The sequence below is a fragment of the Petrotoga halophila DSM 16923 genome (assembly GCF_002924615.1).
On record NZ_JALY01000056.1, the window covers coordinates 1 to 20,582 of the forward strand.

Consider the following 20,582-nt stretch of genomic DNA (forward strand, 5'->3'; position numbering starts at 1 on the left):
TTTTCTTCTTGCCTTAACTTAATTTACCTTTAGTTAATCGTTGCTTTGACCTATTTCTGAAGTGGGTATTGTAACTACTGAGTTAACCGTATCAACAGACGCTTTTTTATAATCAGGCATACTTTCAGATAAAGAGAGGGAAGGATTTTCAGAAACGACGATGGTTACCACATCTCCTACCCCAAAATCCTGGTTATAGTTGTAAATAGAATTACCTTCTTCATCATTCTTATTCCACAATGATTCAGAGAAACCAAGGCTCGCTAAAACTAGAAAAATCAAGAAAAAAATAAAAACTTTTGATAACTTTATATCAGTCATTTTTGAGAACCTCCTAAACTAACCTGAAGTATTGGACCTTCTTTTAGTTTACCGGTTATTATGTTCCCGTTTTCAACATTCCTAACGCTCAAAGTATCTCCAAAATTTGCATTTGTCATAGCCCTCGCCAAAGTAGAAACCGTGATACCCTCAAATTCTACTAAAACCGTTACAATGTCTCCAGCTTTAACGTCAGGTATACGTCTGAAATAAGTTGCATCAACTATTTCGCCTTTTTTTACATCTTTGGTTAATTCATAACTTCCGGATTTTAACAATTCTAAATCTATAGGTTTATTGTTGATGGTTAAAACGTTTTTAGTAGCTGGTTCTGTTAATTCTTCATTCAACATTGTTCCTCTGGTTAAATCTTTGGAATATACAAGTACTTCTTCATATTTCGATACATTAGCAATAACTGTAAGTGTCTTTTGATCGTTTTTATCATCTTTTACGTTCAAACTTATATACAACTTATCGTAGCTTTGAAAGATCCTTATTACTTCTGCCGATAAAACCTTTTCAGGAAGAACCTTTAGATCTATACTATTCACTGTCAAAGAATTGTCGTACTCTTTTATCTTTTGCTGTAAAAAAATTTCTAAATCAATATACTGAACATCTATATCTTTATTATCGTTTTTGTATACAACCGTAACGGTACTTTCTTCAAAAACAAGGTCAAAATCGCTGTAATAACTACTCATTAAACCGTACAAAATTTTAGAAAGCTCTTTTTCAGAATAAATTATCTTCTCATTAACTATATAAGAGATCGTCCTATCTGACTTCATTTCAGGGAATATATCTTTAAGAGAAAAAATCCAATCTTCACTGAATATAACTGCCGGAATAGTAAAAACCATGTTTGAAAAAGCAATTGTTGATACCAACAAAATCAGAGAAAAAAATAATAATTTGATTAATCGTGTCAAAGTCATCAACTCCCTGTCATTTAACAACTATCATCAAAAAAACTCAAGGGAGATTACGGTTTATCTCTTAACATTTGAAACGGTTCTCAACATTTCATCAGCGGTTGTGATAGTTTTAGAATTAATGTCGTAAGCTCTTTGTGCAACTATCATATCCACCATTTCTTTAACGACATCGACGTTGGATTTTTCTAAATAACCTTGTTGTAAAGCTCCAAATCCATCCTGGCCAGGTATCCCTTCCGTTGGATTACCGGAAGCTGGCGTTTCAGAATATAAGTTATTACCTATGGGTTTTAACCCTCCAGGGTTTAAAAATCTCACAGTAGTGAGATTCCCTACATTTTGAATCGTTCCATCTCCCAAAGAAACGCTTACTATTCCATCCGGAGAAACGTTTATTCCCACAGCATTTTGAGGAATCACTATATTTGGAATAACCATCAATCCATCACTGGTAGTAAGTCTACCGTTGGCATCCAATTTAAAAGAACCATCTCTAGTATAGGCTATACTTCCATCTTGCATCTGAACCTGAAAAAATCCGTCTCCCATGATTGCTATGTCGGTAGAATTGTCTGTTGGCTCTATGTTTCCTAATGTGAAGATCCGTGTTGTTGCAGCCAAGCGTGTGCCATGACCTACATAAAGACCTGTTGGTAAGGTTGAACCTTGGGCGGTTGGAGTACCGGCTTCTTTTACAGACGAATATAGTAAATCTTGAAATTCAGCTCTTTGCTTTTTATATCCTGTTGTATCAACGTTTGCAAGATTGTTTGAAATGATATCTAACTTTCTTTGTTCAGCATTCATACCGGTTGCAGCGTTATACAAAGACACTAACATAATTTACCCCTCCATTTAAAAATCTTTATAATTATCTAAATTAGTTAAAAGTTTGAAGTTATTTCAATAAGCTTTGCGTTGAGTGAATCTCCTGTTGATACTGCTTTTTGTAGAATATCAAACTTTCTATTTGCTTCGATCATCTTAATCATCTCATTTAGAGCATCAACGTTTGAACCCTCTAAAAATCCTTGTCTCACATAGAAGTTATCTGCTTGTCCTATCTCTTCACCCGTGAAATAATTTTCACCATATTTATTCAAATTCTCTACATTTAGGATGTTTAATCTTATGTTTGTTCCCGATATATTACCCTCTTCATCCACAAAAAAATTATCTGGATTTATAAGTATAGGGTTATTTTCTTCATCTAACACGTAATCACCGCTTTTTGTGACAAGATAATTTTCAGGACTTAGAGAAAATTCACCATTTCGTGTGTAAAAGTAGTTACCGTTTCTCTCTATTTTAAAAAAGCCGTCGCCTTCTATTGCAAAATCTAACTTTCCGTTTGTTTCAATTAAAGATCCTTGTTCGAGATTTGGAATTACCTCGTCCAAAACAACCGAACTATAAATGTTCCCTATCGGTTCGCCTTTTCCTTGTGCATTTTGATATGATCTAATCTCTTTTTCGTATACACTTTTAAATAGGTTAAAATCCTTTTTGTAACCTACAGTGTTAAGATTAGCCAAATTGTTGGAAATAGAGTTCAATTCAGCAAAAGAGTTGAGCATACCAGCCGTTGCATTGTATATTCCTCTCATTTTATTTCCTCCTGTGGTGGATGGTTCTAATTTACTTGTACTTTGTTTAATAATTCTATGTCTTCCAACAAAATTCCTGTACCTTTTGCACAAGTAAGATGTGGATCTTCCGGAATGTACGTTCTTACGCCAGTTTGCTCTGATATTAATTTATCCAATCCTCTTAGTCTCGCCACCCCTCCAACAACTATAAGTCCATTTTGCATTATATCCGCTGCTAATTCTGGAGGAGTTTTTTCTAAAATATTTTTTATTTTATTTATTATTTCATTCAATATTGGTTTGATTGCGTAGAAAATATCGTCCGAAGTTAGTTTTAAATTAGAAGGAAGCCCTGTTTTGATATTCTGCCCTTTAACTTCCATTTCAAGATTTTCTTCTTGAGAAAAAGCCTTGCCTATGTCGATTTTTAACCTTTCAGCGGTAGTTTCACCGATCAAGAATTTATATCTTCTTTTAGTATATTTAATTATTTCTTGATCCATGGCTTCACCTGCAACTTTTATCGTTTCACTTATGACACAGCCTCCCAAACTCAAAATCGCTAAGTCTGTGGTGCCTCCTCCTATGTCGATTACCATGTGACCATTAGGTTCTGTGATATCTATTCCACTGCCTATAGCAGCGGCTAAAGGTTCACTTATAAGAAATACTTTAGAAGCGCCAATCCTACTCCCCGCCTCTTTAACCGCCCTTCTTTCAACGTCTGTAGTTAAAGCAGGTATCCCTATGATTAATCGTGGTTTGTACATATTAAAACCTTTGGATTTGGCTTTTTTGACGAAATATCTCAATACTTCCTCTATGATGCTAGGATCCGTAATAACCCCATCCTGCACGGGCCTAATAATTTGTATTTGACTAGGAGTTTTTCCAACCATATCTTTTGCTTCTTTTCCTATTGCCAACATCTTTTTTTTACTCTTATCAACTGCTACCACTGAAGGTTCTTCAAGGATAATCCCTTGACCACGCTGATATACTACAAAGGTTGCAGTTCCTAAATCTATTCCTAAATCAGATTTTGCCATAATTTACCTCCTATTTTTTCTTAAGAGATTTTAAAATTTTAAAAATGTGCCTGGCGGGAGTCGAACCCGCATCTTTGGATCCGGAGTCCAACGCTTTATCCGTTAGGCTACAGGCACATCAATTCGTTGTAATCAATATTCACTTGAATTTTCTCTCTGTTTTCTTTAGTTGTTATAATTAAATCATAATAATCTTTTAGGTCTGATATCAAAGTGGTACTTTCGAATCCTTTTTTGTAGTAGTGCCAAAATATCCAAGGATCTTTTGCAAAGATAGAAACATTTTCAAACTCCTTATTAACCGGAACATCCCAGATCAAAATATCTTTGTAATTTGAAAAATCTTTTTTTAGATTATATACCTCTCTTTCTTCCAAGGCAATGGCGTTTCCTGGGCTTTGAATAAAATTGGATAGAATGAGTACACTACTATTTTGATCTTTGGTCCTTTTTACTTTTTTATAGCTCACTTGTCCTTTAACCTCACTGTACAAAGAGGAAGTGGTCAATCTTTCATCCACAAAGTAAATTTTGCATCCTATTCTTTCTTTTATCTTTATAGCTTCATCTATACTTAAAAAACTCTGTTTTGAATATCTCCCAGACATGGAAATTGGTAATCCAAACACGATTAAATCGTCATGGTTTAAATCCAACGAAACCAAATATTCTAACAGTTTTTCTGACGGTATCGTCTCCTTTGGTAAAGGAATATTTATATCTTGTTTTAAAAAAGCTATACCGCACTTTCTTGTTCCATAATCGATTCCATATATTTTTAAGTTCTTAATAGTTCCCATATAATATCTTTCTCCAATTTAACTAAATCATATTTAACTCCATTTTCATCTAATATATAAATGGCTTTTTCTTTATCTCTAGAGGAAAAGCAAATAACCGGTGCACAAGCTTGTAAAACAGACTTGGGCGAGGGGAAAATCTTACAAAAAACACCGTTCTTCGCTAACATCTCTTTTATTTCTAATATTTGATAATTTTTATTTAGTAAAACTAAATCAAGATCCAACGTTGTTCTCATATCTTTATTCATTTTATAAACTTCTTGCTCCTGCTTTGGAATTGCCTTTCAAGAATTCAATTAATTCTCTTGTATCTAAATTTTCATAGAAATTGATAGAATTTTTTAATATCCAATTATCTAATATATTTTCTTTGAAATTAGAGCTTTCACGTAAACCTTTTAGATTAAAATTATCCAATATCTCCACTTCTTCCTCATTTACCTTTATCAACTTTGCATCTTCCATCACGTTTAAAACAGTTTCTGATAACGATTTATCACCCTTCAAAAGAGAATCTTCTATCTCTTCTACTTTGTAATGACCGTCGGCTATAAAATCGTAGACAAGTTTTAACACCTTGAAAGATGGATACTTTCTTGAATATTCGTAAAGTAATTTAACTTTGAACCGATTATTGTAAGCCAATATGATAGTTGTTCTTTGAGTTTTTTTCATCCATGTAGAAACCAAGTCCAAAAGCTCAATGTCCGTCTTTGGAACATCCACAATTATCAAAATTGGAGAGAACTGCTTAACTTCAAAAGCTATACCGTTGTTAGAAAAAGAGGTTATATAAAAATTAGCTTTCTCATTTTTAAATTTTTCTCTGGAAATAAGTTTTTCTCTAAAACTCATTGAATGATTGAAGAGCTTTATATTGTTCTCGTCAACTTGTAATTTCTCATCTAGCAGTCTTACTAAAGACTTTTGCCTCTCATAATCATTCAAAACCAATACTTTTCCATTTCTTTCATTTGAGTAATCCTTCAAAAGCCCCAAAATATTGTTTTTTTCCCTCACCACTTCAAAATTATTATTAGAGAAAGATATAAGAATTTTAAATCCTGCTCGTTTTAAAATTTCTTTTAATTCTTCACTGTAAATAGAACTAAAAATACTAATTTCAGGCTTTTGAAGAGCGTATTTCCTAAATTGCTGATATTCTGAAACTTTTTTTACTACCGGATGGAATAATGAATAGAAAGGTTCATCGATAATAATTTCAGCTTGCATAGAATCAAGCAATTCACGATTTTTAATAAACTTGGGTACTGTGACAAAGATCACTCTACAATCAGATATATGCTCTGGTGTGAGTGTATATTGTTTACTAAAATATAATAAATTCTCTGGAAAATAAGTATTTATTATTTTATAGATGTGTTCCAATAAACTGTTTGTGGCAGAAACGATTATCAGCTTTTGATCTTTTTTCAAAGATAGTTGAATTTTTTTCAGTAAAGAGTCATTTTTTATCTTACTTGGAAGAAACATTGCTACCTTACTTCTACTTAAATTATCATTTAATATTTCAACATTCATGATCTTGTTCAGCTCATCCTGAAGAATATTAGATGCAAAGTTCCATTTTGCATTTTCCTCTTGTTTTATTCTCTCATTAACCTTCAAATCTTGCAAGTAAAATTTAACGTAACTATTTTTTAAATTATAAGAGTTCTCTATTCTAAAGGTGCCGACAAGATCTGTAAATAGATCTTTTTTGTTGTTCTCTGTTAGTTCGCTTAATTTGTATCCTAAATCGTATCCTAAAACATCTATGATTAAGGAATCTTTGTTGAGTGTTCCTGAAAAACTTTGAGAACCATTGCGAAAGAAACTTATGTTTTCGAGTTTAGCGTTTCTTATTAAAAAAACTGGCTCCTGATTACCATACCCAAAAGGTTCTAACCTGTTTATATCTTCAAACATCGTTTCCCATATTCCTTCTATTTCCATATCCACATCAATTTGAGAGGTTAATCTTTTATCACCGTATAACTCTTTGTAAGCGGCGTTAATCTCCTTTCTTAAAGTTTCTATATTTTTAGAAAGAAGGGAAAAACCTGCGGCAAACTTATGACCACCGAACTCTTCAAAAATACCTCTTTCACTGACTTTGAGAAGAAGCTCCATTAAATCTATGCCCTGAGGACTTCTTCCTGATCCTTTACCCATTTCCTGATTTTTTGATATCATCAAAACGGGTTTATTAAATTGATTTGACAATTTGGAAGCCACTATTCCAAGAACTCCCATATGCCAGTCTTCACCACTTAACACCAACACAGGATCCTTCTTATATTCCGGGTACAAATCTAACAAACTTAAAGAGTATAAATAGATTTCCTTTTCGGTACTTTGCCTTTTTGAATTTAGCCGGAGTAATTCTGAAACCGCTTTTTTTAATTTTTCTTCATCTTTCTCGGTCAACAATTTAAACGCCGCGTGTGCGTCTGACATCCTTCCCGCAGCGTTTATCTTCGGAGCAATCTTAAAAGTGATGGCGCGTGAATTTATCTCAGAATCAACTATCTTCAATTCATCGAGTAAATATTTTAAACCTTTCGTTGGATTGGTTTTTAATTTGTTCAATCCTATCTTAACCAAATATCTGTTTTCTGAGGTTATCGAGACTATATCAGCAATAGTACCCATTGCCACAAGGTCTATATATTCAAAAGGATCTAAAGAATTATCGTAACTTTTGTAGAGAGCTTGTAGCAATTTAAAAGTTACACCAACCCCTGCTAGATCTTTGAAAGGATATTCATCGTCTTCTCTTTTTGGGTTCAATATCGCATCTGCATTTGGAAGATTTTCTTGAGGTAAATGATGATCGGTAACTATAACTTTCATTCCAAGACTTTTTGCATAGTCAATTTCTTGTATGGATGTTGTACCACAATCAACAGTAATAATATTATTATAATTTTTGCCTTTTAACTCTGCTATAGCCTTAACGTTTAGACTATAACCTTCTTCTATTCTAGATGGAATGTAAGAAGTTACATCATAACCCAATTTTTTTAAACCAAGATACAAAACCGAAGTCGCAGTCACCCCATCAACATCGTAATCGCCGAAGATCGCCACTTTTCCCTTTTTTTCTTTGATTTGTTTGAGAATTTCTACGGCTTTTGACATATCTTTCATCAAATAAGGATCAAAACTCTCCAAATCCAAATGATTTAAAAACCTATCTCCTTCTTCTGGTGTTTCAATATTCCGAGACACTAAAAGTTTCGCCAAAAAATCGGAAATTCCCAAAGCTTTAGATAAGGTTTTTGCAACTTTTTCTTTTTCTTGATAACAAGGACGCTTTGGGTCCCAAAAAACCTTCCATTTACTTTCCATATTAAATTTCTCCCTTCTCTTATTTTTTTCTTTATAAATATTATACATTATTAGTACTAAAATATTAAAGAAAGATTTGTAAAGATTCAAAAAAGCTAAATTGTTGTATAATATTGAAGACTGGGTCAATCCAATTAGAAGAGGTGCAATTTGTGTGAAAAATATATTATTGATAATCTTTCTTTCTACTCTATCTATTTTTTCATGGGCTTTAACCCTTGAAGAAATAGAAAATCTTTCAAAAAGCCCTGCAACTCTGGAATTGTCATGGGAATATTTTTTAGAGTACATTATAGAAAATCCCAGTGATGTTAGAATTACTGATACAGGTTCATTAATATCAGCTAAGATCTCTTTGTTTAATAAATATAGAAATTATAATTTTGCTAACTTTATTATTTCTGAAGATCTAAAAAATTTTTGTATTAACTTGGGAGTATTAGGCATCAATTTTTCCATTCCAGAGGAAGATACCAATAAAATTCTGTTCATCTTTCCTGAAATTGTCCCTATTTTGAATAACATATTTAACACAGGGAATTTTGAAGAATCTTATTATAAATATTTGTATAAATTAGAAGGATTGAAAGAACATTTGCAAGTAAATTCCTATGAAACATTTATCAAAACAACTATAATTAATTCTCTTTCTTCCCCAATTTATTTCGATGAAGATGTTGAAAAGTTTATTGAAGTTTTTGTACCAGCTAATAATTATATCTTGTTTGAAAAGTTTATTTCTGAATCCAAATATCTAGTCGATGAAGATAAGTACCTAGGAGCATATAAATTACTGACATTTTTAAACAAACACAATTCAATAAATGAATCTGTAGTAGCATATTCTCAACTTAAAAATTATTTTGATCTAAAACAGAGGTTAACTTTATTGAACGATCAGGTTTTCTTTGTCGAGAAACAGGAACTCTCTTCTTTTATATCTGAAGTATACAAAGTTGGAGAGGATTTAAAGGCACTTACTATAGAAAAAAAATTACTTTACAACATATTTTTACCATTATTAAAAGCTTTAAATTCTAAATTAGAAAATATACAAGAAAAAGTACCGGTCGCTGATGAAAACTTTGAAAACTTATCATTCTCTTTCAATGAACAAATAAATGCCGAGATTTTGAAACTGCAAATGCATATTACGAGAATAGAAAACTTGCCAATTGTGGTAGAAAGTGACAAAGCAACTTTGGTAGAACAACCAACAGACTCACAAGAAGCATCAGCAAGAAGAATCTTTGTCTATTTTCTGCTTTCTATTTTAGGTGCTCTTTTTATAATTTTCTTATATTTTGAATTGTACCCCTCGTATTCAAAAATCAACTTTTTATGTACACTGAAATTAGGTAGGTTTGCTGCTCACTTAGCAGAAAAACTCATTTTAAAAAATCCAGAAGATTATAAGGCTTTTCTAATTTTGGCAAAATCATATGAAGTTGCAGGAAAGTATAACGCATCAATCAACGCTTATAAGACCGCCTTAAAATTAAAAGACAAAACAAAAGAAGGTGAATAACTTGAATTTTTTAATAATTTCAACTACTCTAAAAAATATATTCGTTGTATTAAAAGATGAAAAGAATAATATTTATACAAGGACTTTGACTGAGAATAAATCCGGTAATTACCTCGCTAACGCGATCAAAGAAGTAGTAGAAGAATCAAAAACAAATATAAAAAACATAGATGAATTTGGCATAGATATAGGGCCCGGATCGTTCACCGGGATAAGAGTAGCTATTTCTACTTTACAAGGGCTTTTAATAGATAACCCAGAAAAAGAAGTTTATACCTTTTTCTCTTCTGATGTTTTATACCGTTCCGCCGTGAATAACAACCCCGATCTTAAGAAAAATAAGTTGGCTGTCTTGAAAAGAGCCCGAGAAAATGCCGCATATGCATCTATATACGAAAATGGGAAAAGAATCTTTGGCCCACAAATGGTCTTTGAAGAGTTTTTAAGAGATTCTTTGAACAATTGTATTTTAATAAATGAAGAAGCAGAATATTTTAAAAACAAATACAAACTGGAAAATGAAGTATTTTATTCGAACATTGATGAAAAATCTCTAATTGAAGAAGTTATCAAAGGAAAGAGAGTAAAAGTAAAAAACTTGAAACCTCTTTATCTTCAAAAACCTTTAGCTGTTGAAAATTTAGAAAAGGAAAAAACAAAATAGGGCAAGGATAAATATCTACTTGCCTATTTTGTTTTAAAATTTTTATCTAAAATAATATGCAACGAGAAACCTACAAAGTAACTCAAACTGTAAAGTATGTTTATAGGGGTTCTATATTTTAAATTAAGTAAGTAAATGAGGAGAGAGAGTATAGCACCCGTTAAAAATGAATGCCACAATCCCCTATGTTTGGATAGTTTGTTAAAAATTATTCCTAAAAGTAATCCAACTAAAGTACCTATAACTATCAAAATAAAATTCGAAAGGTTATAAGAAAAAGGTAGATACTCTTTATACAAGAAATCATATTCAAAGAGATAGTATACACTTCCAAAAATTAAAAACAGCCTCATTAATCTGTTTATAAAAGAGTTTTGGTGGTCAATGTCGGGGAAATCACTCCCGACAACAAAGAGAAAATAGGAAATCACAATCTCAGTGGAAACATAATAAACCTCGTAAAACAAATGGCTATAAACAAAATTGAACAATAAAAAAAATACAGGAAACCCAAAAATACCGCTTAATATGTGAGTTTTAAAATTAGGCATTGTTTATATCTCTTATCTGCTCCTTTTCATCAAATGCTAACACTTCTATAGGAAGTCTTTTTGTCCAAACTTCTATAATCCCGCCATTTTTAATATCTTTATAAAAAAGGACTTTTGGATCAAAAAAACTAATCGTTTTAGAAAGTGTTTTAAAAATGGGCCTGTTGTATTTTTTCAGTTGATTTAATGTTTTGGTGGGTAACCTATCTACTATTAAAGAATTGGCTCCTCCTTCAAACAAAAAATCAAAATAATCAGATATTTCTGTGATATTGATGTTTTTTATTTCACCGTGCGCCAAATTAAAAGTTCCGCAAGTGACAAATTCTCCGACAAATTTATATAAAGGCACCTCTTCCAATTGATAGTACTTTTCAAGTATTTTTAAAGCCTCAGGGGTAACAAATATAATTTTTCCTGTATACAGAACATTGTCACCATTTTTTAACTTTTTCAACGTTTCTAAAGAAACAGGATAATTTATGTTAAGCAAAACACATTAGCCTCCTTACTGTTTTCCTACCTTTGATTGTAATCAGTTGAGAACACATAAGTTTTCAAGTATCAGATTTGTGCGTATTTACTAACTATTTCATATGTTAATGTTTTAAGAGAAATAACAAAATCCACATTCTCAATAACAACACGATCATCGGAATTCAAAGTCACTGGAGCAAAATTCAATATCCCTTTTACACCAGCTTCTATCAATATATTCGCAACCTCTTGAGCCACACTTGAAGGAACAGTTAATATAGCTATTTCAAAACCAAGATCATTGTTTTTATTTTTTAACTCTTTAATATGTTTTATTGGAACACCGGGTAACAAAATAGAATTAATTTTTCTTTTATCTACATCGTACGCTGCAACTATTTTAAACTTGTATTTTTCTAATTCAGGATAATGAGAAATAGCTCTGCCAAGATTTCCCACCCCTATAATTGCAACGTTCCAAATTCTTTCTGTTCCTAAAATCTTTTGAATCTTTAAACACAGATTTTCAACATCGTATCCTACGCCTCTTTTCCCAAACTCTCCAAAATAAGATAAATCTTTTCTAACCTGAGAAGCCTTTATATTAAGAGCCTCAGCAATCTCATGAGAAGAGGTTTTTGGCGTCCCTTCCTCTCGTAACTCTTTTAAAAGTCTGTGGTACATTGCTAGCCTTTTTATTGTGGGTTTAGGCACTTTGGGTGATTTCATATTTATGAAAAAGTTCTCACCAACGTGTTAGCAATTGTTTATTTACAATGTGGTGAAAAACTTTTTTTCACCTCCTATTTGTTATTTCTTATTTGACCACTATGTTTATAATTTTTCTTGGAACATAAATAATCTTTTGTATCTTTTTACCAGAGATATATTTTTGAACTTTATCATTTTCTAAGGCATAACTTTTTACTTCATCTTCGTTGAAATTAACATCAACCGTTATCTGAGCTCTCAATTTCCCATTTATTTGTACCGCTAAAGTAATTTCTTCTGCTTTTAAAGCATCTTTATCGATCTTTGGCCAACTTGCTTTAAATATAAAATCATCTTTTCCTAAATTCTTCCATAATTCTTCGCTTATGTGGGGTGCAATAGGAGATAACATCAATACAAAATCTTCAGAAAATTCTTTTAGTAAGTTGAGGTTCCAATCTTTTTCGTCCATGTTATTTAGATATGAGTTTAATTCATTCAAAAGTTCCATAAGAGAACTTACTGCAGTGTTAAATTGAAAATTGCCTTCTATATCGCTCGTTATTTTCTCAATAGTTTGATGCAACTTTCTTCTTAAATCTTTTTCAGATTTATTTTTCAAAAGATAATTTGGCTTATTTTCAAGATGACTTATCTTATCCTGTATTTTCATGTACGTATTCCAAACCCTATTTAAGAATCTGTATGCTCCTTCTATGCCTGAATCATTCCATTCAGCATCCCTTTCGGGAGGAGCCATAAAAAGAATGTAAGTTCTTAGGGCATCGCTACCATATTTTTCGATCATTTCTTCAGGAGACACAACGTTACCTTTTGATTTAGACATCTTAGCCCCGTTCCTGTATATCATACCTTGAGTGAAAAGATTTTTGAAGGGCTCATCAAAGCTAATATAACCAAGATCTTTCAATACTTTGGTTATGAACCTTGAATAAAGTAAGTGTAATATTGCATGTTCGACTCCGCCTATATACTGATCTACAGGTAACCAATTATCTACATCTTCTTTATTGAAAGGTTTGTCTTCCAGCTTTGGATTCACATATCTCAAATAATACCATGAGCTATCCACAAAGGTATCCATTGTATCAACTTCTCTTTTAGCTTTTCCACCACATTTTGGACATGTTGTTTCTTTAAAATCCGGATGATCGATCAAAGGACTTTTGCCAGTTGGTTCAAATTCAACATCCCTAGGAAGTTTTACTGGCAAATCCTTTTCAGGCACAGGAACAACCCCACATTTTTCACAATATACAATGGGAATCGGAGCTCCCCAATACCTTTGCCTTGATATAAGCCAATCTCTCAATTTGTACTGGGTGACAACTTTTCCGATATTATTATCTTCTAACCACTGAGAGATTTTCTTAATTGCTGTTTGGTTGCTTAAACCTGTAAATTCTCCAGAATTTACCAAAATTCCTTCACCAACGTAGGCTTTTTCTAGCTTTTCTTCAGTTAACGTGTTATCTTCAGGTGTAATAACAATTCTTATGGGAAGATCGTATTTTTTCGCAAATTCAAAGTCTCTTTGATCATGTGCAGGAACAGCCATAATTGCACCAGTACCGTATTCATACAAGATATAATTCGCTACGTAAACAGGGATCTTTTCTCCATTCACAGGATTTATCGCGTAACTTCCAGTGAAAACTCCTTCCTTTTCAGCTCCTTCAGCGGTTCTTTTAAACCTATCTTGCAAGCTCATTTTTTGCAAAAATCGATTGACTTTTTCACTATTTTCTGGAGTTGTCAATTCTTCCACAAGTGGTGATTCAGGAGCTAATGCCATAAAGGTAACTCCCCACAAGGTATCCGGTCTGGTAGTAAAAACTCTCAAGCTTCCTTTGCCATTATCAAGCTTAAATTCTACTTCGGCTCCCACACTTTTACCTATCCAATTTTTCTGCATTGTTTTGACATTCTCAGGCCATCCACTCAATTTTTCCAAATCATTTAGCAGCTTTTCAGCGTAGTCAGTTATCTTGAAATACCATTGCTCTAACTGTTTAATTTCCACAACGGTCCCACATCTTTCACATTTTCCGTTAACAACTTGTTCATTCGCAAGAACCGTTTTGCAGTTTGGACACCAATTAACAGGTGCTTTTTTCTTGTAGGCTAACCCATTTTTATACAATTGTAAAAAAATCCATTGTGTCCATTTGTAGTAATCTTCCTTACACGTTATAACTTCTCTGTCCCAATTATAACTAATACCTAACTTTTTAATTTGATTTCTGATGATATCGATGTTTTGCATGGTCCAATCTTCAGGATGAATGTTCCCTTTCTCTATCGCAGCATTTTCTGCAGGAAGCCCAAACGCATCAAAACCAAAGGGATGCAAGACGCTATACCCTCTCATTCTCTTGTATCGAGCTATAACGTCACCAATAACATAGTTTTTTACATGACCAACATGGAGGGTCCCTGACGGATAAGGAAACATTACCAAATCATAATATTTTTTTGGGTATTCATCATTCGACACTTTAAAAGCATCTTTTTCTTGCCAGTTTCTTTGCCATTTTTTCTCTATCTCTTGTGGGTTGTAAGTTTTTTCCATCTATAGTCATTCCTCCATTATTATAAGTATTCTTTTGTTAATTATACCACAATTGACTATTTTCCTGTAACCGTTGGAATATAGAGATTTAAATCTTTCATTATGCTCGAAATTTCTTCATCAGGATGTTTAATAAGTCTGTACTGACCAGGTTCTTTTATTAGAAAAAAGGTATTTTCAGGGACTCCACTCTTAAATGAAGCGTTAAAAGGAAGTGTGTAGGTATATTGAGTTTCTATGGAAGGCTCTTTAAAAAAATAAAATTTGTATGGATTCAAGCCTGGCTTTAAATTTCCTTGGAAGATGTATCTACCTTCTGGATTTCTAAACGCCACCCATACATCGGAGGAACCTATAATATATATCTGAATGTAGCCAGCGTCTGATGGTTCGTCTAAATTAGTGATAATTTTATCCAGGTCGTTTAGGTTTTTTTCTAAAAAATTGTTTGAAACTATGAATTTTTCAACCACACCATCTGGCTCAAAATATTTATTGAGGTTTGAGATCTCTTTTTCTTGAGCCTCCAATTTTTCGTTCACCGTTGAATTTAATCGATTGAATTGACTTTGAAGATCTTTCCTAAGTTCTATTACCCTAATCTCTGTGACAATGGATAAAACTATTGCTATTAAACTTACAACAAAGATAGTTATCTTAAATCTCATACTTCCCTCCAAACATCTCCACTATATTATTGTATTCGTCTATATTTCTTGAGAGAACTTTTTTTATCTTTTGGATGGTATTATCTACTTTTTTTGTATTTACATTCATTTTATCACCTATTTCTTGATATGAGTATCCATCTATCCATAATTCAACAATTTCCCTTTCGTTGCATTCGAGCTGTTCAAGACTTTTTGATAAAAAATATTCCTTGAGAAAATCCTTCTTTTCAGTATCAACGCTTTCTATATAATAATCGGCGTTTTCTGTAAATTCGTCTTCTGTGTTTTCCATACTTACAGCTTCTGTTAAAACTTTATGCTTATTTCTGTTTAAGTAGGTAACAAAAGATTTAATCTCCGAAGAAATATTCATAAAGGCAAAACTTGAAAATTTAGCGTTTGCATCTTTTCTGAAATTATATACCGCTTGAATTAAACCCACCAAACCTATTTGTAAAAAGTCTTCGAATTCCAGCCATGTACCATAATACTTCCCAACGATAGATTTTACCATAGGTTCAAATTTCTCAAGAATTATGCCTAGGGCTTGGTTGTCCCCTATTTGTGCAAGTTCTATAAGTTTATCCAGATTCATTCCCCTTAGCCTATAGATATGCCTACTCATATTGCTCCTCACAGTTACTAGATATTTACTGACTTTAAACGATCTGAAAGATTTATAGTTTGAGTTCCTTTGCTTAGTACACTATAAAATTCAACTCTATTGATTCTTTTCTATTATACTACATTCAGCAAAATACTTTCAAAAAAGGGCGCTAAGCGCCCTTTTTTGTAATTTTTTAAACATTTGTTTTTAAAACCCTATTGCAAAACTTGATTTGAACGTAAACCCGTTCAAATCGAAAATTTTTTCAAGATCCTTTGCCGTAAGGGATAATTCTGTTCTACTTTCAATAATTCTGCTATCTATCCCAAAACCTAAAAATGTGTTCCAATAATCATGATAATTTTCAATACCAACTGTCAAGGGTATAAAATTAAAAAGAGAAGTTCTGGCTTGTACACCCCAGTCGATCTTTTGATTATCTACATAGAACTCCCCGTATGGAATAATATCAAGAAAGACTACAGGTATCCTAAAAAATCCGGTAACACTCATTGGATAAGCATATGTTTCATTTACAGATTCAACTTCCATGGGTGTTGAACTACTGGAATCTTCACCAAAAATACTAATCGTTTCTTGATAAGGAATCTTGTAAGAAACCTTTGCAGGTTTAACCGTTATGTTTTTTACCGCGATTCCCACAACAGGATTTTTAATCTCACCAAAGGTTACACCTGCATCTATGGAATGTCCTGCATCGGTTAAAAATTTATCTGTTACGGAGTTAATGGATATATTTTCAAGCTCATCACTGTCAAAAGGAGAATACAAGTCAACGTTCATGTTCAACTGGGCCGTTGTTGTTCCTTCTTCTATATCCTCAGAAGATTCGTATTCAATATTTGATTCCTCGGTGTAGACTATGGGCAAGAACAAGTTGTAAACCAATCCTACCGACATACCATCGAAATTATATGAAGCGTACGCCCCTGCTTTAAAAGATGAATCTAAGTTAAACACCATCGTCCCTTCTTCTAGGGATGTACTTGTTTCGTCACTGTTGACAATAAACTCTATCAAATTGTTTGGTACGCTTAAATCACTTTTTAAATCACCATTGAGTACAATCCCAAGTCCCAGATTAAAGATGTTTACTACAAAGTGTCCTTCAACGTTATCTTTTGTTATAAAAAATAAATCATCTCCTCCTAAAGAATTATACATTTCGTCGACATCAAGCGTGAAATTCTTAGCAGTCAACATGGGTAAAAGATCTGCTACTTTGTAAACATTTTGATAAATCATAATATCGGGAGAAAGCTCAATTTCAAAATAATTTCTTTTGCCTATTGATTCCAACAAAACAGGATTCAAATTACTATCAAAAGATCTCAATCCTTCTGAAAAAATGATCAAAGAAAACGAAGAAACTAACAGCATTACGATAAATACTTTTTTCATAGTCATCTCCTCCTTATTGTGTGTTTATACTACCTTTAGAAACTATGAAACTTGCTTTAACCCATCTTCGCCCCGATCCCAATCCACAAAGTGTTTATATTTTTTAAAAACCTAAAAATCTCTAATTTATTTAAAACATCAGATTATACCATATTTTCTCAAATTAGATTCTTTTTAAAACTTTTAAAATTGAATTGATAATACATCCCTTTCATTCCAAATAACAAGAAAATGCAAAATAATTTAATTTTTTCGAATACGAGCCTTAATAATAATTAGCTATAATAAAAATACCCATCCCCCCGAAACATCATGATTGATATTTCGGCCCATCCAATGAGGACGCGTTAGCGTCCTCATTGTTCTATTCCCCCCATTTATTTGTTGCCTATGAAAAGTTCGATAAAAGTCTATTTCTTACCTCTTCTCTACCACCCAAGTATTTTATATCCCCAGGCTCAGGGACTTCTTCAATACTCCATGGACCGAATTTGATTCTTTTCAATTCTATAACTTTATAACCTAAAGCCTTTATCATGAGTTTTATCTGTCTCTTTTTACCTTCGTTTAAACTGATTTGTAAAAGTGATAGATCTTTTTCTTTTTTCAAAACTTTCACCTTGGATTTCATCGTTTTATATCCGGTTTCAAGCGTGATACCTTCTTCTAAAGTCTGCAATTCCTTTTTTGAAGGCGTACCTTTTACCAATACTTCATAAACTTTAGTGACCTTATTTTCAGGCCTTAACAAATAATTGGTTAAATCACCATCGTTTGTCAGAAGCAAAAGGCCGCTTGAATCGTAGTCAAGCCTGCCTACATAAAAAACTCTTTCATCAATCTTTCCTTTTAGCAAATCATTTATTGTCTTTCTACCGTACTGGTCTTTGAAAGTACACAAGACTCCTTTGGGTTTGTTTAAAAGGTAATAAACCTTGTTTTCAGCTTTCTTTTGTAGCTCGGAAAGATAATATTTTTTATTGTTAAATTCTATGAAATCATTTTCTTTTAATTCATGCCACGGTTCTTTAACCAATTTACCGTTGACTTTCACGCCTTTAGTTAATATGTGCTCCGAGGAATGTCTTCTACTCAGAGATATTATTTGAAGAGCCTTTTGTAACTTCATTCTTTTTCATTTCCTCCAATTTTTTCAACGTTTTATCTGGTAAGAATTCGTAAAATTTTTCGGTAAGATGGTAGTACGTATGGTTTTTCTTTTTGCTTTTTTTCACCAGATCGTATTCCATTAATTTCTTTAGTTGATAGTAACTATTTTTGCCTCTGATCTTTTCTATCTCGACAACCCTACTATCTCCATTCATAAATAGTATCGCTAATACTTCGAATTGAGTTTGTGTTAATTCAAATTTTCGAGGATTTGGAAAGATCATAGATTTTATTTCTGGCTTTATTTCAAATCTGTATTTGTTCCCGTTTCTTATCAATTCGACCCCGTGTTGGTCACCGATATAATGTAATTCTATTTCTTCTATGTAATGCCTCAATTCTTCTTCTTTTATCTTTAAACGTTTGGAGATTTCTTTGAAAGATATACCGTTGGGCTTTGAGAATATTAATGCCTCTATCATTCGAATTTCTACATCTATTTTGTCTTTAGCCATTCAAATCACTTCCAACATTTTGTGAGCTAAGTTTAATAAAGAGACCTTTTTCATATTTGAAAAAACCACGGTTTACCAAAATTAGGGAAGCTAAAAACATTACTAAAAAATTCATCTTTTTATGTTGGGCATATTCGTAAAGATCTAGAATATTAAATTCATCTTTTTTTTCGAGCATTTCTATTGCATCTTCTATACGATAACTATCTCTGATAATCTCTAGCTTTTTTTGTTTGGTGATGTAATCATCGAAGAACTTTACCAGCTGATTTTCAACAATCTCTTTTTCTATTGATGGCTTATTCTTAATTCCAACAGGCTTTTTCTTATCTTCACCAAAATCCTTTTTTATAACCTCTTGAGCTTTTTTGATAACGTCATAATTTTCAATAGTTTCGTATATGACCTCTCTATGTTTTCTAAATTCTTTATCTTTATTGGAATTAGGAAGTAGCTCTTTTGATTTCAAAAATGTCAAATAAGCCGCCAATTCTAAAAATTCTCCTATGGAGTTTAAGTCGTCAAAATTATCGTTGACGTAATCTACGAATATATCTGAGATGTAACTGACAGATACTTTCCTAACAGGAATCTTTTTCTCTTTTATTAATTCAACAAGTTTAAAAAAAGGACCAGAAAATATGTCTAATTTTATATCAACATAGTTAAAGTTAATTATGAGATCCTCCTTACCACCTTAAATGTAAAGCCTCTCTAACCTCTTGCATAGTTTGGCTGGCAACCTTTCTTGCCTTTTCGTTCCCATCTTCCGCTATTTCTATTGCATCTTCCACAGAAGTAGAAGCTAATTTATCCCAAACTGGTTCAAGTCTTTCTTTCATGTTTTTGATCAACAACTTTTTACAGTCAACACACCCGATCCCAGCTGTGGTGCAACCATTCCATACCCAATCTTTTTCATCTTGGGATTTAGTGAATGCCTTATGGTAATCCCAGACGGGGCATTTTTCAGGATTTCCAGGATCTGTTCTTCTTATCCTTGCTGGATCGGTCATCATGGGTAGAATTTTCTCTTTCAACTCTTTCTCGTTAGTTTCTATGTTTATAACGTTCCCATAGCTCTTAGACATCTTCCTTCCATCTGTGCCGGGTAGTTTCGGCACTTTGGAAATGATCGGTTGTGGTTCAGGAAATATTTCTTTGTACTTCAAATTAAACTTTCTTGCGATTTCTCGCGTAAATTCTAAATGGTAGATTTGATCTTCCCCAACCGGTACTCTATCCCCTTTATATATCAAAATATCTGCAGCTTGTAAAACAGGATACCCTAAAAATCCTAAGTTAGTTAAATCCTTAGTGGATATGTTACTTATTTGTTCTTTATAGGTTGGTATTCTTTCTAGTCGTGAAACAGAGGCTATCATACTAAAAATTAAATAAAGTTCCGCGTGTTCTTTTATGGCTGATTGAACAAATAAAACGCTTTTCTTAGGATCCAACCCTACCGCTACATAATGCCTGATTATATCAAATGTAGAAGGTTGTATTATCTCAGGTGTGTCATAATGAGAGGTCAAAGCATGCCAATCGGCAACGAAGAAAAAATTTTTGTCTGATTTATTTTGAATCTCTACCCAATTTTCTAAAGTTACAAAGTTTCCTATGTGTAATTTACCAGTAGCTCTCATTCCACTTAGAACGGTCATTTCTTACCT

The 20,582-nt window shown here is 32.6% G+C and carries 21 protein-coding genes and 1 tRNA gene; 2 read left to right on the forward strand and 20 right to left on the reverse strand.

The window, feature by feature from the left end; all coding sequences use genetic code 11:
• Positions 1–33 precede the first annotated feature (33 nt).
• The 9 genes from AA81_RS02535 to recJ all read right to left on the reverse strand — a co-directional run bounded on the left by AA81_RS02535 (position 34) and on the right by recJ (position 8,057).
• Positions 34–321 (reverse strand): flagellar basal body L-ring protein FlgH, encoded by a 288-nt coding sequence (locus AA81_RS02535; protein WP_103898086.1) that lies wholly within the window; start codon positions 319–321, stop codon positions 34–36.
• Entirely contained in the window at positions 318–1,256 is a 939-nt protein-coding gene (gene flgA / locus AA81_RS02540; RefSeq protein WP_169999588.1) for a flagellar basal body P-ring formation chaperone FlgA, read from the reverse strand. Before flgA ends, AA81_RS02535 begins: the two co-directional genes overlap by 4 nt.
• 60 nt (positions 1,257–1,316) lie before the next feature.
• Positions 1,317–2,102 (reverse strand): flagellar basal-body rod protein FlgG, encoded by a 786-nt coding sequence (gene flgG / locus AA81_RS02545; RefSeq protein ID WP_103076258.1) that lies wholly within the window; start codon positions 2,100–2,102, stop codon positions 1,317–1,319.
• Between the two features lie 44 nt (positions 2,103–2,146).
• The gene (locus AA81_RS02550; RefSeq protein ID WP_103078538.1) at positions 2,147–2,869 is read right to left on the reverse strand and encodes a flagellar hook-basal body protein; all 723 of its coding nucleotides are present in this window, start codon (positions 2,867–2,869) and stop codon (positions 2,147–2,149) included.
• A 26-nt stretch (positions 2,870–2,895) separates the two neighbouring features.
• Positions 2,896–3,900 (reverse strand): rod shape-determining protein, encoded by a 1,005-nt coding sequence (locus tag AA81_RS02555; RefSeq protein ID WP_103076260.1) that lies wholly within the window; start codon positions 3,898–3,900, stop codon positions 2,896–2,898.
• 45 nt (positions 3,901–3,945) lie between these two features.
• Positions 3,946–4,017: transfer RNA gene (locus tag AA81_RS02560), tRNA-Arg, on the reverse strand.
• On the reverse strand, positions 4,008–4,700 hold the full coding sequence (locus AA81_RS02565; protein ID WP_103898088.1) for a RuvX/YqgF family protein: 693 nt from the start codon (positions 4,698–4,700) through the stop codon (positions 4,008–4,010). Before AA81_RS02565 ends, AA81_RS02560 begins: the two co-directional genes overlap by 10 nt.
• Positions 4,679–4,951 (reverse strand): putative Se/S carrier-like protein, encoded by a 273-nt coding sequence (locus tag AA81_RS02570; protein WP_103898089.1) that lies wholly within the window; start codon positions 4,949–4,951, stop codon positions 4,679–4,681. The genes AA81_RS02565 and AA81_RS02570 overlap by 22 nt, the downstream gene beginning before the upstream one ends.
• A 1-nt stretch (position 4,952) precedes the next feature.
• The gene (gene recJ, locus AA81_RS02575) at positions 4,953–8,057 is read right to left on the reverse strand and encodes a single-stranded-DNA-specific exonuclease RecJ (protein WP_169999589.1); all 3,105 of its coding nucleotides are present in this window, start codon (positions 8,055–8,057) and stop codon (positions 4,953–4,955) included.
• A gap of 154 nt (positions 8,058–8,211) precedes the next feature.
• Between recJ and AA81_RS14115 the strand changes: the two genes are divergently transcribed.
• Together AA81_RS14115 and tsaB are read left to right on the forward strand one after the other, a co-directional pair.
• Complete coding sequence (locus tag AA81_RS14115) at positions 8,212–9,585, forward strand: tetratricopeptide repeat protein (protein WP_169999590.1); 1,374 nt, start codon at positions 8,212–8,214, stop codon at positions 9,583–9,585.
• Between the two features lies 1 nt (position 9,586).
• Entirely contained in the window at positions 9,587–10,249 is a 663-nt protein-coding gene (tsaB, locus tag AA81_RS02580) for a tRNA (adenosine(37)-N6)-threonylcarbamoyltransferase complex dimerization subunit type 1 TsaB (protein ID WP_169999591.1), read from the forward strand.
• Positions 10,250–10,272: 23 nt separating this feature from the next.
• On the opposite strand, the gene AA81_RS02585 is transcribed toward tsaB, so the two are convergent.
• From AA81_RS02585 to trpS, 11 genes are all read right to left on the reverse strand, one after another.
• The gene (locus tag AA81_RS02585) at positions 10,273–10,800 is read right to left on the reverse strand and encodes a metal-dependent hydrolase (RefSeq protein ID WP_103898092.1); all 528 of its coding nucleotides are present in this window, start codon (positions 10,798–10,800) and stop codon (positions 10,273–10,275) included.
• The gene (locus AA81_RS02590) at positions 10,793–11,293 is read right to left on the reverse strand and encodes a hypothetical protein (protein WP_103898093.1); all 501 of its coding nucleotides are present in this window, start codon (positions 11,291–11,293) and stop codon (positions 10,793–10,795) included. The genes AA81_RS02585 and AA81_RS02590 overlap by 8 nt, the downstream gene beginning before the upstream one ends.
• A 71-nt stretch (positions 11,294–11,364) precedes the next feature.
• A complete protein-coding gene (locus AA81_RS02595; RefSeq protein WP_103898094.1) occupies positions 11,365–12,006 on the reverse strand; it encodes a redox-sensing transcriptional repressor Rex in 642 nt (213 codons plus the stop codon).
• Positions 12,007–12,094: 88 nt separating this feature from the next.
• Positions 12,095–14,581, reverse strand: coding sequence for a leucine--tRNA ligase (gene leuS / locus AA81_RS02600; RefSeq protein ID WP_103898095.1), 2,487 nt, complete (start codon positions 14,579–14,581; stop codon positions 12,095–12,097).
• A 56-nt stretch (positions 14,582–14,637) separates the two neighbouring features.
• Positions 14,638–15,249 (reverse strand): hypothetical protein, encoded by a 612-nt coding sequence (locus AA81_RS02605; RefSeq protein ID WP_103898096.1) that lies wholly within the window; start codon positions 15,247–15,249, stop codon positions 14,638–14,640.
• Entirely contained in the window at positions 15,239–15,877 is a 639-nt protein-coding gene (locus tag AA81_RS02610) for a sigma-70 family RNA polymerase sigma factor (RefSeq protein WP_103898097.1), read from the reverse strand. Before AA81_RS02610 ends, AA81_RS02605 begins: the two co-directional genes overlap by 11 nt.
• Before the next feature lie 189 nt (positions 15,878–16,066).
• Positions 16,067–17,281, reverse strand: coding sequence for a hypothetical protein (locus tag AA81_RS02615; RefSeq protein WP_103898098.1), 1,215 nt, complete (start codon positions 17,279–17,281; stop codon positions 16,067–16,069).
• A gap of 388 nt (positions 17,282–17,669) precedes the next feature.
• Positions 17,670–18,410 carry a pseudouridine synthase gene (locus tag AA81_RS02620; protein WP_245863378.1) on the reverse strand — a complete coding sequence of 247 codons (741 nt, stop codon included), beginning with the start codon at positions 18,408–18,410 and terminating at the stop codon, positions 17,670–17,672.
• Positions 18,370–18,906 (reverse strand): SMC-Scp complex subunit ScpB, encoded by a 537-nt coding sequence (locus AA81_RS02625; RefSeq protein ID WP_103898099.1) that lies wholly within the window; start codon positions 18,904–18,906, stop codon positions 18,370–18,372. The genes AA81_RS02620 and AA81_RS02625 overlap by 41 nt, the downstream gene beginning before the upstream one ends.
• Complete coding sequence (locus AA81_RS02630) at positions 18,899–19,585, reverse strand: segregation/condensation protein A (protein WP_146050329.1); 687 nt, start codon at positions 19,583–19,585, stop codon at positions 18,899–18,901. Before AA81_RS02630 ends, AA81_RS02625 begins: the two co-directional genes overlap by 8 nt.
• 10 nt (positions 19,586–19,595) lie before the next feature.
• Positions 19,596–20,573: a tryptophan--tRNA ligase gene (trpS, locus tag AA81_RS02635; RefSeq protein WP_103898101.1), complete on the reverse strand. Its 978-nt coding sequence runs from the start codon at positions 20,571–20,573 to the stop codon at positions 19,596–19,598.
• Between the last annotated feature and the right edge of the window lie 9 nt (positions 20,574–20,582).

What these genes read in the sequence shown, in the direction of transcription:
- AA81_RS02535 (WP_103898086.1), bottom strand. Translation starts at nt 321, where the DNA reads ATGACTGATATAAAGTTATCAAAAGTTTTTATTTTTTTCTTGATTTTT.
- flgG (WP_103076258.1), bottom strand. Translation starts at nt 2,102, where the DNA reads ATGTTAGTGTCTTTGTATAACGCTGCAACCGGTATGAATGCTGAACAA.
- AA81_RS02550 (WP_103078538.1), bottom strand. Translation starts at nt 2,869, where the DNA reads ATGAGAGGAATATACAATGCAACGGCTGGTATGCTCAACTCTTTTGCT.
- AA81_RS02555 (WP_103076260.1), bottom strand. Translation starts at nt 3,900, where the DNA reads ATGGCAAAATCTGATTTAGGAATAGATTTAGGAACTGCAACCTTTGTA.
- AA81_RS02565 (WP_103898088.1), bottom strand. Translation starts at nt 4,700, where the DNA reads ATGGGAACTATTAAGAACTTAAAAATATATGGAATCGATTATGGAACA.
- AA81_RS02570 (WP_103898089.1), bottom strand. Translation starts at nt 4,951, where the DNA reads ATGAATAAAGATATGAGAACAACGTTGGATCTTGATTTAGTTTTACTA.
- recJ (WP_169999589.1), bottom strand. Translation starts at nt 8,057, where the DNA reads ATGGAAAGTAAATGGAAGGTTTTTTGGGACCCAAAGCGTCCTTGTTAT.
- AA81_RS02585 (WP_103898092.1), bottom strand. Translation starts at nt 10,800, where the DNA reads ATGCCTAATTTTAAAACTCACATATTAAGCGGTATTTTTGGGTTTCCT.
- AA81_RS02595 (WP_103898094.1), bottom strand. Translation starts at nt 12,006, where the DNA reads ATGAAATCACCCAAAGTGCCTAAACCCACAATAAAAAGGCTAGCAATG.
- leuS (WP_103898095.1), bottom strand. Translation starts at nt 14,581, where the DNA reads ATGGAAAAAACTTACAACCCACAAGAGATAGAGAAAAAATGGCAAAGA.
- AA81_RS02605 (WP_103898096.1), bottom strand. Translation starts at nt 15,249, where the DNA reads ATGAGATTTAAGATAACTATCTTTGTTGTAAGTTTAATAGCAATAGTT.
- AA81_RS02610 (WP_103898097.1), bottom strand. Translation starts at nt 15,877, where the DNA reads ATGAGTAGGCATATCTATAGGCTAAGGGGAATGAATCTGGATAAACTT.
- AA81_RS02615 (WP_103898098.1), bottom strand. Translation starts at nt 17,281, where the DNA reads ATGAAAAAAGTATTTATCGTAATGCTGTTAGTTTCTTCGTTTTCTTTG.
- AA81_RS02620 (WP_245863378.1), bottom strand. Translation starts at nt 18,410, where the DNA reads ATGAAGTTACAAAAGGCTCTTCAAATAATATCTCTGAGTAGAAGACAT.
- AA81_RS02625 (WP_103898099.1), bottom strand. Translation starts at nt 18,906, where the DNA reads ATGGCTAAAGACAAAATAGATGTAGAAATTCGAATGATAGAGGCATTA.
- trpS (WP_103898101.1), bottom strand. Translation starts at nt 20,573, where the DNA reads ATGACCGTTCTAAGTGGAATGAGAGCTACTGGTAAATTACACATAGGA.